The sequence below is a fragment of the Alphaproteobacteria bacterium genome (genome assembly GCA_041396705.1).
Classification (GTDB): Bacteria; Pseudomonadota; Alphaproteobacteria; order CALKHQ01; family CALKHQ01; genus CALKHQ01.
On the sequence record JAWKYB010000013.1, the window covers coordinates 104,666 to 123,991 of the forward strand.

Annotated in this window: 15 protein-coding genes; 7 read left to right on the plus strand and 8 right to left on the minus strand. The window is 71.9% G+C overall.

From position 1 onward, the window contains the following. Nucleotides 1-99 precede the first annotated feature (99 nt). Complete coding sequence (locus tag R3F55_18525; GenBank protein MEZ5669388.1) at nt 100-1,977, minus strand: trypsin-like peptidase domain-containing protein; 1,878 nt, start codon at nt 1,975-1,977, stop codon at nt 100-102. Nucleotides 1,978-2,156: 179 nt separating this feature from the next. On the opposite strand from R3F55_18525, the gene araD reads away from it, so the two are divergent. After that, nucleotides 2,157-3,926, plus strand: coding sequence for an L-arabinonate dehydratase (gene araD / locus R3F55_18530; GenBank protein MEZ5669389.1), 1,770 nt, complete (start codon nt 2,157-2,159; stop codon nt 3,924-3,926). 15 nt (nt 3,927-3,941) lie between these two features. On the opposite strand, the gene R3F55_18535 is transcribed toward araD, so the two are convergent. From R3F55_18535 to R3F55_18550, 4 genes are all read right to left on the minus strand, one after another. Then, complete coding sequence (locus R3F55_18535; protein MEZ5669390.1) at nt 3,942-5,681, minus strand: DUF4166 domain-containing protein; 1,740 nt, start codon at nt 5,679-5,681, stop codon at nt 3,942-3,944. Between the two features lie 18 nt (nt 5,682-5,699). Continuing rightward, nucleotides 5,700-5,933 carry a hypothetical protein gene (locus R3F55_18540; GenBank protein ID MEZ5669391.1) on the minus strand — a complete coding sequence of 78 codons (234 nt, stop codon included), beginning with the start codon at nt 5,931-5,933 and terminating at the stop codon, nt 5,700-5,702. A 99-nt stretch (nt 5,934-6,032) separates the two neighbouring features. Next, nucleotides 6,033-6,635, minus strand: a complete 603-nt coding sequence (locus R3F55_18545; GenBank protein MEZ5669392.1) for a WHG domain-containing protein — start codon at nt 6,633-6,635, stop codon at nt 6,033-6,035. Between the two features lie 69 nt (nt 6,636-6,704). Further along, on the minus strand, nt 6,705-8,069 hold the full coding sequence (locus R3F55_18550; protein MEZ5669393.1) for an MATE family efflux transporter: 1,365 nt from the start codon (nt 8,067-8,069) through the stop codon (nt 6,705-6,707). Nucleotides 8,070-8,175: 106 nt separating this feature from the next. Here R3F55_18550 and R3F55_18555 point away from each other — a divergent pair, with 106 nt between their 5' ends. The 4 genes from R3F55_18555 to R3F55_18570 all read left to right on the plus strand — a co-directional run bounded on the left by R3F55_18555 (nt 8,176) and on the right by R3F55_18570 (nt 12,012). Then, entirely contained in the window at nt 8,176-8,694 is a 519-nt protein-coding gene (locus R3F55_18555) for a histidine phosphatase family protein (protein ID MEZ5669394.1), read from the plus strand. Then, nucleotides 8,694-10,235: a CHAD domain-containing protein gene (locus R3F55_18560; protein MEZ5669395.1), complete on the plus strand. Its 1,542-nt coding sequence runs from the start codon at nt 8,694-8,696 to the stop codon at nt 10,233-10,235. The genes R3F55_18555 and R3F55_18560 overlap by 1 nt, the downstream gene beginning before the upstream one ends. Before the next feature lie 89 nt (nt 10,236-10,324). Beyond that, entirely contained in the window at nt 10,325-10,741 is a 417-nt protein-coding gene (locus R3F55_18565; protein ID MEZ5669396.1) for a hypothetical protein, read from the plus strand. Between the two features lie 107 nt (nt 10,742-10,848). Continuing rightward, nucleotides 10,849-12,012 carry a serine hydrolase domain-containing protein gene (locus R3F55_18570; protein ID MEZ5669397.1) on the plus strand — a complete coding sequence of 388 codons (1,164 nt, stop codon included), beginning with the start codon at nt 10,849-10,851 and terminating at the stop codon, nt 12,010-12,012. Nucleotides 12,013-12,040: 28 nt separating this feature from the next. Here R3F55_18570 and R3F55_18575 read toward each other — a convergent pair whose 3' ends face one another. Further along, complete coding sequence (locus R3F55_18575) at nt 12,041-12,541, minus strand: hypothetical protein (GenBank protein ID MEZ5669398.1); 501 nt, start codon at nt 12,539-12,541, stop codon at nt 12,041-12,043. A gap of 157 nt (nt 12,542-12,698) precedes the next feature. Here R3F55_18575 and R3F55_18580 point away from each other — a divergent pair, with 157 nt between their 5' ends. Further along, complete coding sequence (locus R3F55_18580; protein MEZ5669399.1) at nt 12,699-13,808, plus strand: LCCL domain-containing protein; 1,110 nt, start codon at nt 12,699-12,701, stop codon at nt 13,806-13,808. Between the two features lie 237 nt (nt 13,809-14,045). Then, nucleotides 14,046-16,655, plus strand: a complete 2,610-nt coding sequence (locus R3F55_18585) for a hypothetical protein (GenBank protein MEZ5669400.1) — start codon at nt 14,046-14,048, stop codon at nt 16,653-16,655. 9 nt (nt 16,656-16,664) lie between these two features. Here the strand turns inward: R3F55_18585 and R3F55_18590 are convergent, their stop codons facing one another. Together R3F55_18590 and R3F55_18595 are read right to left on the minus strand one after the other, a co-directional pair. After that, nucleotides 16,665-17,693 (minus strand): hypothetical protein, encoded by a 1,029-nt coding sequence (locus tag R3F55_18590; protein MEZ5669401.1) that lies wholly within the window; start codon nt 17,691-17,693, stop codon nt 16,665-16,667. 144 nt (nt 17,694-17,837) lie between these two features. Beyond that, a complete protein-coding gene (locus tag R3F55_18595) occupies nt 17,838-19,289 on the minus strand; it encodes an aldehyde dehydrogenase family protein (GenBank protein MEZ5669402.1) in 1,452 nt (483 codons plus the stop codon). Between the last annotated feature and the right edge of the window lie 37 nt (nt 19,290-19,326).

Here is a 19,326-nt window from a genome sequence, read left to right on the forward strand (position 1 = left end):
AGTAATGGGTGCATCGCCCGGGCCGACACGCCGGCCCGGCCAGGCCGGCCGGCAGTCGACTTGGCGCGCGCCGAACGGCGGATGGTTGACTGGCCGGTTCTACTCGGTGGCGGGTTCGCTGCCGTCAGCGGATGCGGCGCTGCCATCCGGCTCCTCCGCAACCTCGCCACCCGCCTCGTCGACAGGCTCGTCCGGCGCCGGGTCCGGCGCATCGGGTTCCTCTGCGGCCGGCTGGACCGGCAGCCGCTCGGCCTGGGCGACCGCGTCGGCGTCGCATCGCTCGGCGGACGGGGATGCGCTCACCCCGTTGTCGGCCAGGAACGCGAGCAGGGAATCGGTCGCGATGGCATAGGAAACGTGGCCGACCTCCTGCGCATCGACGTTGATGAAGGTGTTGATGCCAACCACGCGTCCGCAGCGGTCGACCAGCGGCCCGCCGCTGTTGCCGCTGGAGATCACTGCGGTGTGGGCGACCACCGGCAGCCCGCCGTTGAGCGTCTGGATCACGCTGACCTCGCCGCTGGTGATGGCCAGGTCGGGCATCGCGCTGAGGTCGCCGCGCAGCAGCAGGTTCATGTTCTGGTCGTTGAGCACGATCAGTGCGGGAAAGCCGGCGGAAACCACGCTGTCCAGCTTGCGCACCGCCGTGGTGAAGCGCAGCACCGGCACGTCGGCCGCACCCGGCACCCGCAGCAGGGCGAAGTCGGGCGTGCCCGGATCGCTGGTGCTGGTGCGGGCGACCAGCTCGGCCTGCACCAGCCGGCCGAGCGCCGCACTGGTGACGAAGATCTCGTTGGGCCGCGCCGCGGCCACGACATGGCTGTTGGTCGCCAGCAGGCCCGGGGCGACGAAGAACGCGGTGCCCATTTCCAGCCCGCTGCCGCCCGGCGTGGTGATCACCAGCGCGGTCGCCGCCTCCAGCAGGTCGACCAGCGTGCCCTCGTGGTTCGGGGCCGCCGCGCCCTGCTCCGGCGCGACCGGCGTCGTCGTCACCGGCGGGCCGAGCGGATCCGCAATGGTGCAGACATCGTCCTCCAGCGCGGTCCGGAGCCGCGCGATCTGGTCCTCGAGCTGGTCGTTGACCGCCTGCTGCACGGCCAGCAGCTCGTCGACCTGCTCCGCGTCGAGCGTGTCGGCATCGGCGCCGGCGTCCGCGCCCTGCCCGGCGTCGGCCGCGGGCTGCGGCGCCGTCGGCGGCGTCGCATCGGCCACGGCCACGGGATCCTTGTCGAGCTCGCGGAACACCAGCCAGGCGACCACGCCGACCAGCAGCAGCGCGGCAATGCTGAACGCCCAGAACCACGGCTGGCCGTACCAGGGCCGGCGACCGTCGCCCGGCGGAGGCGGCGGCATCGCGCCGCCAACGCCACCGCCGGTGGCCGCCGCCGCAATGCCGGCGCTGGCGCCGACTCCCGCCGCGGCGGCGCCCGCCACCACGGCCGGGCGGCGGATCCCGCCGGTGGACACCGGCCGTTTCGGCCGGTCGGCATCGAAGAAACGGCCCAGGGTGGCGCGGAAATGGCGCTGCTGCGCCTCAGGATCGTTGCCGACCGCGGCCGGCACGAAGCCCCAGTTGGTCAGCACCGGCTCGCCGTCGATCACGTAGATGTCGTTCTCGCCCGGCAGCATCGCGGCCTGGCGCAGCAGCGGCCCCATCTCCGGGTCGCGGAAATAACGGCCGATCTTGGTCAGCCGGTCGCCGAGCGCGGCCTCCGCCGCCGCGCGGCGCGGCCCTTCCAGCTCGGCCAGGCTGACCACGTCGCCGCGCTGGCCCGAATACCACGAGATCTTGTCCGACATCCCGCCGTCTTCGCGCGCCATCACCGGCTCGGCGAACAGGGCGCCGGCCTCCGGGCCCAGCTTGGCGGTCAGGAAGTCGCGGATTCGGCCATGGGCACGCACCACCGGCGCACCGGAGGCGCTGAGCGCATGGAAGTCGTTGGTCGAGGTCTTGCGGATGAAGCGGGGGTCGGCCATTCGCAACTCTAGCTGTCGGGCGCCGGATACGCCAATGGGCCGAGATTAGCCAGGAATATGGTCGCAATGAGGCGCCGCCGGAGCACCGCACGCCAGGACCGGGCGAGCCGTTTGACAGTCGCCGCCCACCCGCACAATGTGCCGGCAAACCCAGCAGCAGAAACGCCGGAGGACGCAGCATGGCCGAGAGCGACCCGACAACCGACCGCAAGACCGAAGGCCGGGTCGCGCCCGAAGACCTGCGTTCGCACCGCTGGTATGGCGTGCCGACATTGCGTGCCTTCGGCCATCGCTCGCGCACCGCGCAGATGGGCTATGACAAGTCCGACTACGCCGGCAAGCCGGTGATCGGCATCGTCAACACCTGGTCCGACATCGGCTGCTGCCACTCGCACTTCCCGCAGCGGGTCGAGGAGATCAAGCGCGGCGTCTGGCAGGCCGGCGGCTTCCCGGTCGTGCTGCCGGCGCTGTCGCTGGCCGAGCCGTTCGTCAAGCCAACGACGATGCTCTACCGCAACCTGCTGGCGATGGAGACGGAGGAACTGATCCGCTGCCACCCCATCGACGGCGTCGTGCTGATGGGCGGCTGCGACAAGACCACGCCGGCGCTGCTGATGGGCGCCACCACGATGAACCTGCCCACCATCTACTTCCCGGCCGGGCCGATGCTGCGCGGCAACTGGCGCGGCCAGACGCTGGGCTCCGGCTCCGACGTCTGGAAATACTGGGCCGAACTCAGGGCCGGCAACATCACCGAGGCGGAGTGGGCGGAGATCGAGCAGGGCATCGCCCGGGCGCCGGGCACCTGCATGACCATGGGCACCGCGGCAACGATGATGTCGCTGGCCGACACGCTGGGCATGACGCTGCCCGGCGCCTCGTCGATCCCGGCCGCCGACAGCCGCCATGCGCGCATGGCCGGCCAGGTCGGCAAGCGCATCGTGGACATGGTTTGGGAGGACCTGCGCCCGCGCCGCATCCTGACCGCGGCCGCGTTCCGCAACGCGATCACCGTCGACATGGCGCTCGGCGGCTCGACCAACGCGATCATTCATCTGGTCGCCATGGCCGGCCGGGCCGGCATCGAGATCAGGCTGGAGGAGTTCGACGCGCTGTCGCGCACGACCCCGTTCCTCGCCAACATCCGCCCGTCGGGCAAGTACCTGATGGAGGACTTCTTCTATGCCGGCGGCATCCGTGCGCTGATTGCGAACCTCGGCGACGCCATCGACCGCAGTTGCCTGACCGTCAACGGCCGCACCATGGGCGAGAACCTGGAAGGCGCGCAGGTCTGGCCCGGCTACGAGGACATCATCCGCACCCGCGACACCGCCATCTCCGCGGAAGGCGGCACCGTCGTGCTGCGCGGCAACCTTTGCCCCGACGGCGCCGTGATCAAGCAGAGCGCGGCCGAGCCGCACCTGCTGAGCCACAGCGGCCCGGCGGTGGTGTTCAGCGACTACAACGACATGGCGGCGCGGATCGACGACCCGGCCCTGGACGTGACCGCTGACTCGGTGCTGGTGCTGCAGAGTGCCGGTCCGCTCGGCGGGCCGGGCATGCCGGAATGGGGCCAGCTGCCGATCCCGCAGAAGCTGCTGAAGCAGGGCGTGCGCGACATGGTCCGCATCTCCGACGCCCGGATGAGCGGCACCTCCTACGGCGCCTGCGTGCTGCACGTAGCGCCGGAAAGCCATGTCGGCGGCCCGCTCGCCCTGGTCCGCACCGGCGACCGCATCACGCTCGACGTGCCCAACCGCCGGCTGACGCTGGAGGTGCCGGACGACGAACTGGCGGCGCGGCGGGCGGCGTGGACGGCCCCGAAGGCCCGTTTCCCGCGCGGCTACGGCGCCATGTTCTCCGCTCACGTCACCCAGGCCGACAAGGGCTGCGACTTCGACTTCCTGCACGAGACCGCCGAGGCGGTGGCGGAGCCGGAGATCCACTGACCGATTGAGGCGCGGTCAGCGCGCCGCGCTCTGCTGCAGGCGGCCGCGGTAGCGCACGACGCGGCCAATCAGCGGCAGCGCGATTTCCACGTCGAAGGCGAAGCGGCCGTCCTCGACCGCCTCGAAGGCGTCGCCGCGCGGCACCAGCGCGCGCGGCATCGGCAGGCCGCACAGGGTCCAGCGGCACGGGACCAGGCGCAGCCTGCCGGTCTCGACCACCGGCGCAAGGCCGAAGGCGAACGGACCGAAGCGCTCGACCACCAGCCGTTCGAAGCGGCCGGTGCCGGCTTCCTGGGTGCTGGCGAAACGGCGGCCGGCGAAGTCGCGGCGCCAGGTCTCCCGGCCGTTCGCGGCCGCGATCTCGACGCGCACCGGTACATCGACGCCGGCGCGCGGAAAGCGGAACAGCGCGGCGACCAGCCGGGCCAGCGGGTTGCGGCCGCGCTCGACCGTGGCAAGGCCCGTCGCGGCCATCAGCGGCCCGGCCTCGTGCAGGGCGCGGACCGGCGCCGGCAGCGCCGCCCAGGCATCGCCGAGCAACCGCGGATAGAGCGGCAACGCTTGCGTTCCCGGCCCGTCGTCGCGGACTCCGCCGAAGATCCGGCGGCCGGCGAACAACGGCGCGTAGTCCGCCAGCTCCAGTTCGTCGGTTGCCGGCCGCGCGCCCGGCGCCGGCGTGACGCCGTCGAGGATGCGCCGGACCAGGGCGGCCACGGCCATCGACGGGATCATCGGACCGTCGGCGCCCTCGGCCAGCAGGTGCCAGGATCGCCGCATCGTCTCGCCCTGCACGGTCCGACCCTCGATGGCGACGAACATGCCGCTGCGGTGCGGGCCCCAGCCGAGCGCATCGCTCGCGAAGTGGAACAGCGGTGCCAGCGGCTGCAGCGACGGCAGCAGCCGCAGCCGCACCAGCCAGGCGAGCGCGCTCAGCCCGCGATGCAGGATCTCCGGCGTCGGCCCCGCGCCGGCCCAGGTGTCGCGCAGCGCCGGCCGTTGCGCAGGCAGCAGCCGCAGATCCGGCTCGTCGACCAGCGTGAAGCGGATGCTGGCCAGTGGCCGGACCCCGGGCGGCGCGACCGTGAATCGCCGCGCCTCGATCAGACCGAAGCCGCGCGACGGGCGTCCGTCGCGAAGCCGCGATACCGGGCGGCCGGCATAGCTGGCGATCGCGCGGATGACGCCGAGGCCCAGCCGCGCGCGCGGCGACGGCGCGATGCCGGTCGCGAAACGCTCCACCGTCGCCAGGTCGCCGCTGAGCCGGCGGACGGCCGCGAAGCTCAGCACCGGATAGCTGCTGACGCCCGACAGCGCGAACAGCCCGCGCCGCTTCGCCGTGTCGTCGAGCGCAACGATACCGGCGACGAAATCGGAACCGTCGGCGAGGTCCATGTAGCTCGCGCCGGCCGCCAACGCCGCACGCGCCACCCGGTAGGGGTCGGCGCCATAGGCCTGGAAGGGTCCGCTGGCGTCGACCACGATGTCCGGGCGCAGCGCGGCGATCCGGGCTTCGACGTCTCCGTTGCGGTCGAAAGCGCACGGCTCCAGCCTGGCCGCAGCCGCCAGGCCGGCGCAGAAGGTCACGGCCTTCTCGCGCGAGCGGCCGGCGACCAGCAGGGTCAGTCCGGCGCGGTCGGCCAGCAGCGCGGCGAGCCGACCGCCGAAGGCGCCATAGCCGCCGATGATCAGCACCCTGAGCCGCGTGTCGGTCACGCCCGCACCATGCACCGGCCCGCCACCCTCGTGCCAGGGCATTGCGGGGCGTCCGCCGGCTTAGCGACCGGCGGCGACGGCGGCACAGCGCAGGGCACCGGAGCCGATATCGCGGTCGATCGCGGCCTGCACGTCCGGCGGCATCGCGCTCCAGCGCGACCGGGCCAGCCCGCTGACGTCATAGGCCGCCGCCATGCCGGTGCGCTCCACACAGCCGGCGGTCGCCGCCGGTCCGAGCAGCTGCATGCCGGCCAGCGCCAGCACCAGCGCCGCGAGCACGAGAACATAGCGCATGATCCCCAACTCCGAACGAAAAACTGAACGTCGTTCATTTTAACATGGGGATCAAATGAACGATGTTCAATACGAAGCCGCTTACTGGGAAAGGCGGACTCAGGCGCGGCGCGGCGCAGCCAGCCCGGCGAGATAGGTCCGGATCAGCGTCTCGATCTGGGCCTCGATGGTGTCGTTGCGATGCTTGCCGCCCTGCATCGCGATGATGGTGATGCCGTGCAGGGCGCTCCACAACACGCGGGCATGTTCGGCGCGCGCCGCCTCCTCGCCGGCGGGAAAGAAGCTGGCGATGGCATCCTCGGCCAACCGCAGCAGACGCTCGACCTTCTCGCCATACCATTCGGCGATCGGCAGCTCGGCTACCGAAGGCGCCTCGATCACCGCGCTCCAGCGTCCGGGATGGCGGGCGATGAAGGCGACGTAACGGCGGGCCAGCTCGCGCAGCCGGTCGTGCGCGGCGCGCCCGAGCGACCCCGCGCTCAGGTCGTCGTAGAGCGCGTCCAGCGTCTCGGCATTGGCGCGCGCCACCAGCTCGTCGAGATTGCCGTAGATGTTGTAGATGGTACCGACCGCATAGCCCATGCGGTCGGCCACGGCGCGGGCGGTGATGGCGCGCAGCCCGCCCTCCTCGGCCAGTTCGCGCACTGCAGCCAGCGCGAGCGCCCGCTTCTCCTCCAGACTATGGTCAGACCGGCGCGCCATCGCGGTTCCTTCGCTGCTGCCGGACGATCTTAGCCGAATTGTTACGCGCCGCGTAAACCGCCGCCACGCTTACCGCCGATCCGCCGCCCGCAGCACCCGCGGCAGGTACAGCCCCAGCGTCACCGCGCGCAGCAGCATGAACAGGGCGAAGGCGGCCCACAGGCCTTGGTTACCGAACTGGGCGGACAGCAGATAGCCGGCCGGAATGAACGCCGCCACCGAGACCAGCATCGCGTTGCGCATCTCGGCCGCCTTGGTGGCGCCGATGAAGATGCCGTCCAGCAGGAAGCTGCCGACGGAAACCAGCGGCAGCGTGGCCATCCACCAGCGATAGTCGGCGGTGGCCGCGCGCACCTGCGGCAGGTCGGTCATCAGCGCGACCAGCAGATCGCCGAACAGGCCATAGGCTACCGCGAAAACCGCCGACGCGGCAAAGCCGAGCCCGGCCGCAGCCCGGATGCCGGCACGCAGGGCCTGCGGCCGGCGCGCGCCGATGGCATGCCCGACCAGCGCCTCGGCCGCGAAGGCGAAGCCGTCCAGCGCATAGGCCATGAAGCTCTGGAACTGCAGCAGGATCGCATTCGCGGCCAGCAGCCGGTCGCCCATCTGCGCGCTGCGGTCGGTGAACCAGCAGAAGGCGAACACCAGGCACAGCGTGCGCACGAAGATGTCGAAGTTGACGCCGGCGAGCTGCCGCAGGGCGGCCCGATCCAACAGCACAGGGCGCGGCACGGCGATCGCGGCATTTCCCGTCGTCCGCCACAACCGGCGGCGGACCAGCCAAAGGCCGAAGACCAGGCCGGCGGCCTCGGCGACCAGCGTGCCGGCGGCAACGCCGGCCACGCCCCAGCCGAAGCCGAGCACGAACAGCAGGCTGAGGCCGACGTTGAACAGATTGGTCGCGATCTGCATCGCGACCGCGGCGCGGGTCGCCTGCTGGCCCAGCAGCCAACCGAGCACGGCATAGCCGCCGAGCGTGAACGGCGCGCCCCAGATGCGGATTGTGAAGTAGATGGAAGCCAGTGCCTCCACCGTTTCGCTGCCGTTCAGCACTGCGAAGGCAACCGCGCCGATCGGCCACTGCAGGATCACCAGCGCCAGCCCCAGCGCCGCGGCCAGCGCCAGCGGCCGGGCCAGCGCCGCGCGCAGCGCCAACGCCGCCTCGGCATCGCCGACCGCCTGCCAGCGGCCGAAGGCCTGCGCCGTCAGCCCGGTGGTCGCCATGCGCAGGAAGCCGAAGCCCCAATAGACGAAGCTGAACACCACGGCGCCGAGCGCGACCGCGCCGATATAGGCGGCGTCCGGCATGTGGCCCATCACCGCAGTGTCGACGACGCCGATCAACGGAACCGTCACATTGGAAACGACGATTGGCGCAGCCAGCGCCATCACCCGGCGCATGCCGGGCGTTTCGCCGGCCGCGTTCAACGCCAACCCCGTATCCCGCTCCGGACGGTCGGTCCCCTGTGTTGCGCAATCCTGACGAGTCGCATATTTGTCTAGGCTACCTCTCCGCCCGGTCCCTGGCCCCAGTCCGGACATGCCCACCAATACATTGATTCTCCTCCGTCACGCGAAGTCCGACTGGCACGCCGGCGCCGGCGACGACCACGCCCGCCCGCTGAACGAGCGCGGCGAGCGGGCGGCAGCGGTGATGGGGGTCTATCTCGCCCAGCGCGGCCTGGTGCCGGATCTCGTGCTGACGTCGACGGCGACCCGCGCCCGCCAGACCTGCGAGCATGTGCTGCGCCATGGCGGCATGCGGGTCGAGGCGGCGGCCGAGCCGGCGCTTTACCTGGCATCGCCGCAGACGATCCTGGAAACGGTCCGCGGTCGCCACGGCGCTGCGCGCACCGTGCTGGTGGTCGGCCACAACCCCGGCATGCAGGACCTGGTGGCGATGCTGGCCGAACGCGCCGCGGCGCCCTTGCGTGCGGCCGCCAGCGAGGGATTCCCCACCGCCGCGATCGCCATCGCCACCACCGGAGAGCCATGGGCGGCGGTAACGGCGGCGACCCTGACGCTGGCCGACATCGCCGTGCCGAAGGCGCTGGTCTAGTGGGCGCCGACACCGCCGGCACCGCCAATGCCGAGCGCGAGATCGCCCTCGCCCTCGGTGCGGTCGATCCGGCCCGCATCGCCTCGCATCCGCTGGTCAAGGCCCTCGCCATCGGTCGCGCGGCGAGCCGGCGCCTGGTGTCGACCTACTACGACACCGCCGACCGCGACCTGATCGGCGCCGACGTGGTGCTGCGGGTGCGCAGTGCGCGCGGACGCCATGTGCAGACGCTGAAGGCCGGCGACCCGAAGGGGGCCGGCCTGGCGGCGCGTGCGGAATGGGAAACGGCGCTGGACGGGCCGGACCCGATCTGGCCCACCGCCGCACCCGACAGCTTCGACGGACGGTTGGGCAAGGCGCTGTCGCGGCCGATCCGGGCGGTTTTCGTCACCGACTTCACGCGCGCGACGCGGCGTCTCGCCACGCCGGACGGCGCCGTCGTCGAGCTGGCGATCGATACCGGCGAGATTCGCGCGGGCGATGCCGCCTGCCCCGTGGCGGAAGTGGAGCTGGAACTGATCAGCGGGCCGCCGGCCGCGCTGTTCGATCTCGCGGCCGGCCTCAGCGCCGACCTGCCGCTGACGCTGCAGACGGCAAGCAAGGGCGAGCGCGGCTATCAGCTTGCCGACCGGCGCCGCAATCCCCCGGTACTCGGGTCGCGGCCGGCGCTACGGCCGGACATGTCGATCGCCGACGCGTTCGAGGCGATCGCACCCGCCGCCGCCGGCCAGGCAGTGTCGAACACGCCGGCGATTCTCGACGGCGACGATCCGGTGGAGGGCGTCCACCAGATGCGGGTCGGCTTGCGGCGGCTGCGTGCCGCCCTCGAGGTTTTCGCCCCGCATCTCGCCAAGCCGGATAGCCGGCGGATCAGAGCGTTGCTGCGGCCGACCCTGCGCCTGCTCGGCCCGGTGCGGGATCTCGACGTGTTCGCCGACGAGACGTTGCCGCCGGTGCAGGCCGCCTTCCCCGGCGACCGCGCGCTCGCCGCCTTTGCGCGCCTGACCGGGAAGGTGCGCGGGAGCGAGGCCAGAACGCTGGCCGATCACCTGGCCGACCCGGCCTATACCCGCGCATGGCTTGCCGTCGGCCGGTGGCTGGCCTCGGCGCCGGTGGCCGCCGACGGGCCCGCCACCGCCTTCGCCACGCGGGTGCTCGGGCGGCACGCGCGCCGCGTGGCCAGGGCCGGCCGCCGCATCGACGACGGCCCGCTCGAAGCGCTGCACGCGTTGCGGATCGAGCTGAAGCACCTGCGCTATGCCGCCGAGTTCTTCGCCGCGCTGTTCGATGAGAAGGCTGTCGACCGGCAGCTGCGGGCGGTGAAGAAGACCCAGGACATCCTCGGTCATCTCAACGACCTCGCCGTCGCCGATGCGGCGATCGCGCGCATCGAGGCGGGCGCTGCGGCGGATTCGGCGCGCGAAACGGCGCGCGGCGCCGGCATGGTCCGCGGCTGGCTCGGCGCGCAGCAGCCGGCCCGGCGCGCCGATGCCCGGAAAGCCTATCACGCCTTCGCCGAGGTCGCGCCGTTCTGGGCTTGAGCGCGGCCTGACGCAGCGCCGGCCCCGACCGCAATCCTGACAGATTGCGGCGTTAGTCCTGGCTACGAACAGTCAAAGGGGAAAGCGCGATGCCCCGCTGCAACATCGGTCTCGTCGCCCTGCTGGCCGCGGCGGTGCTAGCCGAGGGCCGGTCCCTCGCCGAAGAAGTGGACTGGCGCTGCCGCAACGCCGACGTCGAGCTGCGCTGCGGGGACGGCCGTTGCCAGGTCGCGCCGGAGCACACGCCGGGCGCGTTCTCGCTGTCGCACAGCGGCGCGGTCAGCCTGTGCCTGTACACCGGCTGCTGGGAGACCGAGGCGCACGTGCTGGTGCGCGGCGACGAGACGATCAGCATACAGGCACATGGCGTGCCATTCTCGACCAGCGAGAATCCCGGGCTGATCGTCGACCTGGGCGCCACCATCGACGTCTCCCGCCGAATCGCCGTGGTGTCGGTGATCGACTTCGTCCTGCCGATGCTGTGCGAAGCCGTTCCACCGGCGTGATCCGCCGGTCCGGTCGCGTCGCCGTCGCCCGCGCCGATGCGGGTTCCCCTCGATCGCCAAGCTGACTACCCTGCCGCCGACCAACCCGCAGACCGAAGGACCCGCCCATGACAAAGCATTCTCCGGGTCTCACCCGTCGGGCGTTGATGGCCGGCGCCGCCGTGCTGGCCATGCCCTTCGTCCAGGGCGCCGCGCCGCCGACCCCGGGACAGCAGTCCGGCGCCGGATCGGCGGCATCGGGCGCGATCCAGCAGCGCGTTGCGCGCTTCCTAGCCGAGTTCTCCGCGCCCGGCGTTTCGCTGGCCTATGGCCGCAACGGCAGCATCGACTTCGCCGGCAGCTTCGGCATGGCCGACCCCTATGCCGGCGAGCCGTTGGGCGATTCGCACCGGTTCCGCATCGCCAGCGTGTCGAAGCCGCTGACCGCCGCGGCGATCATGATGCTGGCGGAGCACGGCCGCCTGCGGCTCGACCAGCCCGTGTTCGGCGCCGGCGGGCTGCTCGGTTCCTGGTTCCCGATCGACCCGGCCGGCACACAGGCGAGCTGGCTCGGCGCGATCACCGTCGACCATCTGCTGACCCACACCGCGGGTGGCTGGACCAACGACGGCAACGACCCGATGTTCCGCTATCCGGCGCTGGGCCACGCCGACCTGATCGCGACCACGCTGCGCGAGGCGCCGCTGATCAATCCGCCCGGCGCCGCCTACGCCTATTCCAACTTCGGCTACTGCCTGCTCGGCCGCATCGTCGAAGCGACCGGCGGCGCGGGCTATGCGCAGTTCGTCCAGTCGCGGCTGCTGGCGCCGAGCGGCATCCGCGACATGGCGATCGCCGGCAACACGCGCAACGAGCGCGGTCCGGGCGAGGTGGTCTATGTCGGCCAGGGCGGCGACGACCCCTATGCCTACAACGTCAGGCGGATGGATTCGCATGGCGGCTGGGTCGCAACCGCTTCCGACCTGGTGCTGCTCGCGCAACGCCTCAACGGCGACGACGGCGTGCCCGATCTGATCGGCGCCCAGAGCGTCGGCGTGATGCGCAGCCCGAGCGCGGCCTCGTCGTCCTACGGCCGGGGCTGGGCGATCAACCCGGCGCACCAGAACCGCTGGCATGCCGGAGCGCTGCCCGGCTGCGTCTCCATGCTGATTCTGCAGGCGGGCGGGCCCGCATTCGCCGGGCTGGTCAACACCCGCACCCGCGACGGCCGCGACGCCAATCTGGGCCTCGAAACCCTGCTGTGGGATGTGCGCAGCATGATCTACGGCTGACCGGCACGGCTGCCGCCGGTCGTTCCCGCTAGGGCCAGGGCGCGCACTGGGCGAGCTGAGCGGTGCGTGCCGCCGCCTCGCCGTTCGACTTCGCGACCGTCTCGTTGACGCAGGTCGCATAGCGCATGTCGTAGCTCGGGCTCCACAGCGACCCGGTGAAGGCGCATCGCGCCTCGACGCCCGCCTGATACTGCGCCACCGCCAGCAGCGCGATGATGTGGCAGCGCCGGTGGGTGCCGTTCGGCCAGTGCTGGCCGGTGCAGGTCGCCAGCTGATCGGCGCGGGCATCGACCTCGGCGCGGACCGTCGCCTCCGGCTGGCCGAGGCACCACAGGTTGTGGGCGTTGAAGTTCGATTGCCAGCGCGGCCCGCCGAACCCGCAGCCATTGCCGATCGCCGCGTCGTTCTGGCCGACCGATGTCCGCGCATAGGCCACGCAGGTCGCCATGTCGGCGGCAACGGCGCCCTGCCCGAAAGTCGTCGCCAGTGCGAGCGTTGATGCAGCGAACAGGTTGAGACGGGGTCGCATGGCTCGGCCTCCGGCATGCGGGAAACGATCGCGGCCAGCATAGCCCGGGTAAGTCCGGCGCCTGTTGAGATCGATCAATCCGTCAACGCCGCCCGCCATGCCAAACTGCGCTACCATGCGTCTCTGGCGCAGACACGGCATCGGGAAGGGACGCGGCATGACGCATCGCATCGGGCGACGGATCGGCGCAGCGCTGGCGCGCGCCGCAACGGCAGCGGCAGCGCCCGCGCTCGGCCTCGCCATCGGCGGTGTCGCCGCGCAGGCGCAGGAACCCTGGGCGACGCCGGAGGGGCGCGCCTGCATCGATGCATGGACCGACCATGTCGGCGCAACGTTGAACGCGCATGACGGCGACGACGAGTTCGACGCGCGCAAGCCATGGAGCGTCAATCGTTACGGCCTGTTCGGCGGCGACGGCATCTGGTCGGCCTTCGAGCCCGACAACTGGACGCAGTTCGGCGCCGACCGGGCCCAGTGGATGTGGGGCAACTACACCACCGAGGCGCAGTTCCCCGACTGGAACAACCCGAACTTCAACGCGGCCGGCCTGCAGGGGCTGCGCTGGTTCGTGCGCGACTGCCTCGCCGACGGCGGCGGCGTGACCGGCGGCGTCCCCGGCGGCCAGGGACCCGGCAGCCAGGGACCCGGCACCGTCGTGCTGGACGCATCGGCGGCCTGCCCCGACAATTTCTCGATGCACACGGGTTCGACCCTGATGCTGATCTGCTGGTGCGGGCCCGATGCGTTCCAGGGCCGGGTGTGGGGCACCGGGACCTACACGGCGGACTCCGCGCTGTGCCAGGCCGCCATGCATGCCGGCGCCGTCGGGCCGGGCGGCGGCACCGTCACGGTGCAGGGCGCGCCGGGTCTGACCGTCTATCAGGGCACCGCCGCCTTCGGCGTGACCAGCATGAATTTCGGCGCCTATGGCTGGAGCTTCACCTTCCCCGGCATCGTTGCGCAGACCAGCAGCGTGCCCGGCGCACCGGCCTGCCCCGGCGACATGCTCGACCTGCGCGGCACGAACACGCCGCGCACCTGCCATTGCGCACCCGATGCCCTGGTCGGCGGGGTCTGGGGTACCGACGTCTACACCGACGATTCGACGATCTGCGCGGCCGCGCTGCACGCCGGCTTCGTCGGACCCGACGGCGGCGTCGTCACCGCGGTGCCGGCGCCGGGGCAGGCCAGCTATCGCGGATCGGACCGCAACGGCATCGCCTCGCAGGACTACGGCAGCTGGGACGGCAGCTACGTCTTCCAATGACGACCGGGCACGGCAGCGACGATTTGTTACAAGCGCGCCCCGAATCCGCCAACAATCACAGCGACAAAGCCACGACGCCGAAATAGGCTGCAGCCGTTGCAGCCCTGGGCGGAGGGTATGGTGATGCGCTGCGCGTGGTTGCTGTGTGTTCCGTTCGTCGTGGCATCGGCCACGTCTCTGGCCGCCGACAATCTGCCAATCACCGATTGCGATCGCCTCGCCGGCGCGCCCGGGACGGTGGCAGGGGTCGATGGCGTTGCGCTGGCGGCGATCGATCCGGCGCTGGCGCTGCCGGCCTGCGCCGCGGCCGTGCGGGAGCACCCGGGCGAAGCCCGTCTCGCCCTGGCCTATGCCCGTGCGTTGCAGCGCAACGGCGACGGCGCCGCCGCGCTGCGCCTGTACGAATGGGCCGCCGCCGACGGCATGGCCGCCGCCCAATACGCGCTCGGCCGCATGCTGGAGGCCGGCGACGGCGTACCCGCCGATCCCGCGTCGGCCGCCCGCTGGCTGGCGATGGCTGCCGCACAGGGCTATGCCGGCGACGACAGTGCCGCCGCACCGCCCGCGGCCGTGCTGGCTGACAACCCCATCCCCGCCGCGACCGACGCCGCTGTGGCGGACCCCTCCGATCCCGAGGCCGACCGGCTGCTGCGCCTCGCCGCCGCGCTGGACTCATACGGTGCAGACGTGCCGCGGCTGGGCTTCGATCTCGCCGCGGCAGCCGTCGCGGCCGGACCGCGGCCCGAGGACGCCGCCGCATGGGTGGCGGCGCACACCACGCTGCTGCCCTATCGCGGCAGCCTGCGCGGTGCGCAGGGCACGCTGATGGACCGGCACGGCAACAGCCTGGATCGCGCCCTGCTGCTGGCCGAACTTCTGCGCCGCAACGGCTACACCGTGCGGCTGGCGCGCGCCGCACTCGACCCTGCCGCGGCCGAAGCGCTGCTCGACGCCGCGCCGGCGCCGACGGCCGCGCCGGAGCAGGCCGATTCCGCTCCGCTGGCCGCGCAGCTTGCCGCGGCCGGGCTCGGAGATCCGGACACGGTCGCCCTGCTGACCGAGGCGGATGCCAGCCGGCGCGCCGCAGACGCGGCCGTGGCGGCGCGCGGCGGCGCGCTGGCGGACGCTCTGCTCGCTGCGCTGGGCGACAGCCCGCAGACCGCGGACGCGAATGCCCGCGCCGCCGCCGTCGCGGCGCTGCAGGACCACTGGTGGGTCCAGGTCGCGGACGGTGCCGCCTGGCGCGACGCCGATCCGGACGCAGGCCTTGTCGGCGCCATCGCCGCGAGCGAGACCGTCGACCCGGCCGGGCTGCCGGCCGGGCTGAGCCACATGGTGGCGCTGACGGTTTCCGCCGAGTTCTGGGATCGGGGCACGCTGCGCGAGGCCACGCTGCTGGCGCAGCGGCTTCCGGCCGCCGATGCGCTCGGAAGGCCGATCGTGCTGCGGATGGTGCCGCAGGGCCTGTCCCTGGCGGCGCTGCTTGCCGAGCCCGCCGCCGACACGACGGCATCGGTGCTGTCCGCCTTTGCCGATGCCTGGATCTGGCAGCCCGAGCTCAGCATCGGCGGCACGGTGCTGACCGACCGGCTGCTGACCACGCGCGGCGACGCGCTGCCGGCCGGCATGGCGACCGTGCAGCAGCTGGGCGCCGACAGCGGCGTGTCCGGCAACCAGGCCGCCAGCGCCGGCGGCGTGTTCGACAGCGTGCTCGGCGAAGCGCTGGGACAGGCGCCCACGCCGGCGGATCCGGCGGACAACCCCGTCCGGCTCAGCGCGGTCTGGCTGGACGTGTCCGTCGAGGTGCCGGGCGAGGGCCCGACGATCCAGCGCCGCGCGATCTATGACGCCATCGGGCCGGCGGCACGGGCGGCCGCGCGCATCGGCGCACCGGTGCAGGCGCCGGTCGACGACGCTGCGGCACGGCTCGACCGCGCGCTGGCGCTGATCCGCGAGGCCGATATCCAGGTCGCCGCGGTCGCGACGGCGCGGGACTGGGTGCGCCAGCAGATGGCGCACGATGGCGCCACCCTCGCCCGCATGCTGGCCGCGGCCAGCGCCGACCAGGCCGCGATCCCGGACCTGGCGGCGGTGCCGCGCATGCCGGTCGCTCTCCATCGCTACGCGCTGACCCGTTTCGGCACCTCCGCCGCGGTACCCGACCGGCCGAACGTCGCCATCGTCTGGCGCGGCGTCGCCGGCAGCGGCTCGGAGGACCTGCGCGAGACCCTGCTGTACGACATCGTCGCAAACGATGCCGCGATGGCGGCCGCGGCACAGCCCTTCGCCGGGCGGGTCGCCCAGGGCGTCCGCGACACCGTGACGGAAGCGGTTCTCGCCGGTCCCGACGCGCGCGCCAATGCCGCGGTCCAGTTCGAGGCCGACCTTGCCGCCGGTCGGCCCTGGGTCCGCATCGAGCCGGGCGACATCGCCGCCGTCGACCGCCTTGCCCTGCCCGACGACGTGCGCGCCGCCATCGCCGGCGACGTCGGCCGCGGTGCGATCGTCGTCGCGCCGCAGATCGCGGCAGCCGCTCCCCTGGAAACCGGGTGGTGGCGGGTCGACTGGCGCACCGGCACCACGCTCGGCGTCAGCCTCGCCGGCGGCGCTGCGCAGACGGAATATGCGCTGCTGGTAACCCAGGGCATCCAGGTCGGCACCTGTGCGGTGACGCTGGGCCACGCGATCCAGCACAATCTGGTCGGTCTGGCCGGCGGCGCCATCGTCTGCGCCGCCGGCGGCCTTGGCGGATTCGCGGCACTCTACCGCGGCAGTGCCGTCATCGGCGCCACCTACTCGGCAACGTCCGGCGCAGTCGGCGCGCTGATGATGGCGGCTGCGCTATAGCCGCGCCGGTCAGTTGCCGGGCAGCACCGGGCGCGGCACCGTCGGCAGGTTGTCCGGCAGGCGCGGGTTCAGCGTCGTCGCGTCGACCACGGTGACCAGCGGCTGCGGCAGGCCCAGCCAGCATTGCTGGGCGGGGCTTTCGGCATAGCCGACGCAGTAGTGGAAATAATACACGCCGGCCTGCTGCGGCGGCGCGACCTGCAGCTGCACCACGGCGCCCTGGTTGGCCGCCGGCATCGACAGCGGCACCACCGCATCGGCGGGACCGTCGACCCCCTGCCCCTGCGGCACCAGCCACACCGCGGCGCGCAGGGTTCCCGGCGGCGCCGCGACCGCGCTGGTCACCGTCATGCTGACCGGAATCGGCTGGCCGGCCTGATAGACCGAGCCGGGCACCTGGATCGATGCCGAGAGCCGGTCGACGAACGCGTCGCGCGAGGCGTCGAGCGCCGGGCCGACGTCCGGCATCGCCACGATCTCGATCCCGCCGTAGAGGCAGCGGCCGGGCAGCAGTCCGCCGCCGTTCATGCCGACAGCGCGGTTGAACAGGGCCTCGTCGATGTTCGACGGGTCGGTGTAGCGCAGCACGCAGGCGAACAGGTCGTAACTGCCGGCCTGGGCCGGCGCCGCGAAGCCGATCGGGCCGGACTGCCAGGCCGGCGTGGCCAGGATGCCGTCCTCGAACCGCTGCGCGAAGCCGCCGGTCGAAGCGGTCGGCCGACGGCCGGAGACGGTGCGATAGATCGGGTCGAAATCGTAGAATCCGGTGAACTCGCCGGCTGGCACCAGGAACAGGTCGAAGCCCTGCACCACGATGTGGCCATCGCTGCCGCCCAGGCTTGACGTGCCGACGCACTGGAACCCGGCGCCGAGCGACACCGTAACCGTGCCGCCGGCCATCGCCGAGACGGGCATCGTACCGCCGATCAGCAGGTTGCAGTCATCGCCGTCGGCTGCCGCAGCATTGGCGAATGCGAGGGCCGACAGCAACGCCGCCCCGGCAATGGTCTTCACAATCGAGGTCGTCAAACCGGTCATGTCGCTTGCCTCGCAATCGGGGACCGCGGTCCATTACACACGAGTCGAAAAAGTACAGGGCCTTTTGTGAAGACCCTGTAACGATTTCTGCAAGCGCAATTGTGCCCGGACCGTGCGTCCGGGCCGTCGGCATCGGGCGGCGCGCTACAGCGCAGCCTGATAGCTGGTCTTCACCGCGGTGTAGAATTCCTGGGCATAGTGGCCCTGCTCGCGCGCGCCATAGCTGGAACCCTTCCGGCCGCCGAACGGCACGTGATAGTCGACCCCGGCGGTGGGCAGATTCACCATGGTCATGCCGGCCTGACTGTTCGCCTTGAAGTGGCTGGCGTGCTTCAGCGATGCGGTGCAGATCCCCGACGACAGCCCGAACTCGGTGTCGTTGGCCACCGCCAGCGCCTCGTCATAGTCCTTCACCCGGATCACGGTCGCCACAGGCCCGAAGATCTCCTCGCGGTTGATCCGCATGGCGTTGGTGGTCTCGGTGAACAGCGCCGGCGCCATGAAGAAGCCCTCGGTATCGCGGTTCAACCGCTCGCCGCCGGCATGCAGCGCGGCGCCTTCCTTGCGGCCGATGTCGAGATAGCTGAGATTCTGGTCCAGTTGCGACTGGTCGACCACCGGACCGATCTGCGTGCCCTGCTTCAGTGCGTCGTCGACCTTCAGCCCCTTCATGAAGTCGGTGAGCGCGGCGACGAAGCGGTCGTGGATGCCTTCGGTCACGATCAGCCGCGACGACGCGGTGCACCGCTGACCGGTGGAGAAGAAGGCGCCGTTGCCGGCGCAGGCCACCGCATTCTTCAGGTCTGCATCGTCCAGCACCACCAGCGGGTTCTTGCCGCCCATTTCCAGTTGCACCTTGGCGCGGCGCTTGGCGCAGGCGACCGCGATGCCGCTGCCGGTCGCGACCGAGCCGGTGAAGCTGATCGCGCTGACCTTGGGCGCGTTGACCAGCGTGTCGCCGACCACGCTGCCGCGGCCCATCACCAGGTTGAACACGCCGTCGGGCGCCTTCACGCCCGCCAGAGCCCGGACAATGATGTCGGCCAGGGCATGGGCCGTGCCGGGTACCAGGTCGGCCGGCTTGAACACCACCGTGTTGCCATAGGCCAGCGCCGGCGCGATCTTCCAGGCCGGGATCGCGATCGGGAAGTTCCACGGCGTGATCAGGCCGATCACGCCGACCGGCTCGCGCGTCATCTCGACCTCGACGCCGGGGCGGACCGAGGCCAGCTTCTCGCCGTCTATGCGCAGCGTCTCGCCGGCGAAATACTTGAAGATCTGGCCGGCGCGCACGGTCTCGCCGATGCCTTCCGGCAGGGTCTTGCCCTCTTCGCGCGACAGCAGCGTGCCGAGTTCCTGGCGACGGGCCAGGATCTCGGTGCCGATGGCGTCCAGCGCATCGAAGCGGGCCTGCACGCCGAGCGCGTTCCACGGCGCCAGCGCCGCGGCCGCCGCGTCGATCGCCTGGACGGCCTGTTCCTTGCTGGCGCGGGCGTATTCGCCGACCGTGTCGGACAGGTTCGACGGGTTGAGGTCGCGGTTGGCCTCACCCCCGTCGACCCAGGCGCCGGCGATGAAATTCTTCTGCACGGTCATTGCGCTTTCCCTCGATGCGATTCCGGTTGGCGGCGTT

Bases quoted from the DNA above. Each gene is read 5' to 3' on its own strand.
- R3F55_18525 (MEZ5669388.1), bottom strand. From the start codon at position 1,977: ATGGCCGACCCCCGCTTCATCCGCAAGACCTCGACCAACGACTTCCAT.
- araD (MEZ5669389.1), top strand. From the start codon at position 2,157: ATGGCCGAGAGCGACCCGACAACCGACCGCAAGACCGAAGGCCGGGTC.
- R3F55_18535 (MEZ5669390.1), bottom strand. From the start codon at position 5,681: ATGCCCTGGCACGAGGGTGGCGGGCCGGTGCATGGTGCGGGCGTGACC.
- R3F55_18540 (MEZ5669391.1), bottom strand. From the start codon at position 5,933: ATGCGCTATGTTCTCGTGCTCGCGGCGCTGGTGCTGGCGCTGGCCGGC.
- R3F55_18545 (MEZ5669392.1), bottom strand. From the start codon at position 6,635: ATGGCGCGCCGGTCTGACCATAGTCTGGAGGAGAAGCGGGCGCTCGCG.
- R3F55_18555 (MEZ5669394.1), top strand. From the start codon at position 8,176: ATGCCCACCAATACATTGATTCTCCTCCGTCACGCGAAGTCCGACTGG.
- R3F55_18565 (MEZ5669396.1), top strand. From the start codon at position 10,325: ATGCCCCGCTGCAACATCGGTCTCGTCGCCCTGCTGGCCGCGGCGGTG.
- R3F55_18570 (MEZ5669397.1), top strand. From the start codon at position 10,849: ATGACAAAGCATTCTCCGGGTCTCACCCGTCGGGCGTTGATGGCCGGC.
- R3F55_18575 (MEZ5669398.1), bottom strand. From the start codon at position 12,541: ATGCGACCCCGTCTCAACCTGTTCGCTGCATCAACGCTCGCACTGGCG.
- R3F55_18580 (MEZ5669399.1), top strand. From the start codon at position 12,699: ATGACGCATCGCATCGGGCGACGGATCGGCGCAGCGCTGGCGCGCGCC.
- R3F55_18590 (MEZ5669401.1), bottom strand. From the start codon at position 17,693: ATGACCGGTTTGACGACCTCGATTGTGAAGACCATTGCCGGGGCGGCG.
- R3F55_18595 (MEZ5669402.1), bottom strand. From the start codon at position 19,289: ATGACCGTGCAGAAGAATTTCATCGCCGGCGCCTGGGTCGACGGGGGT.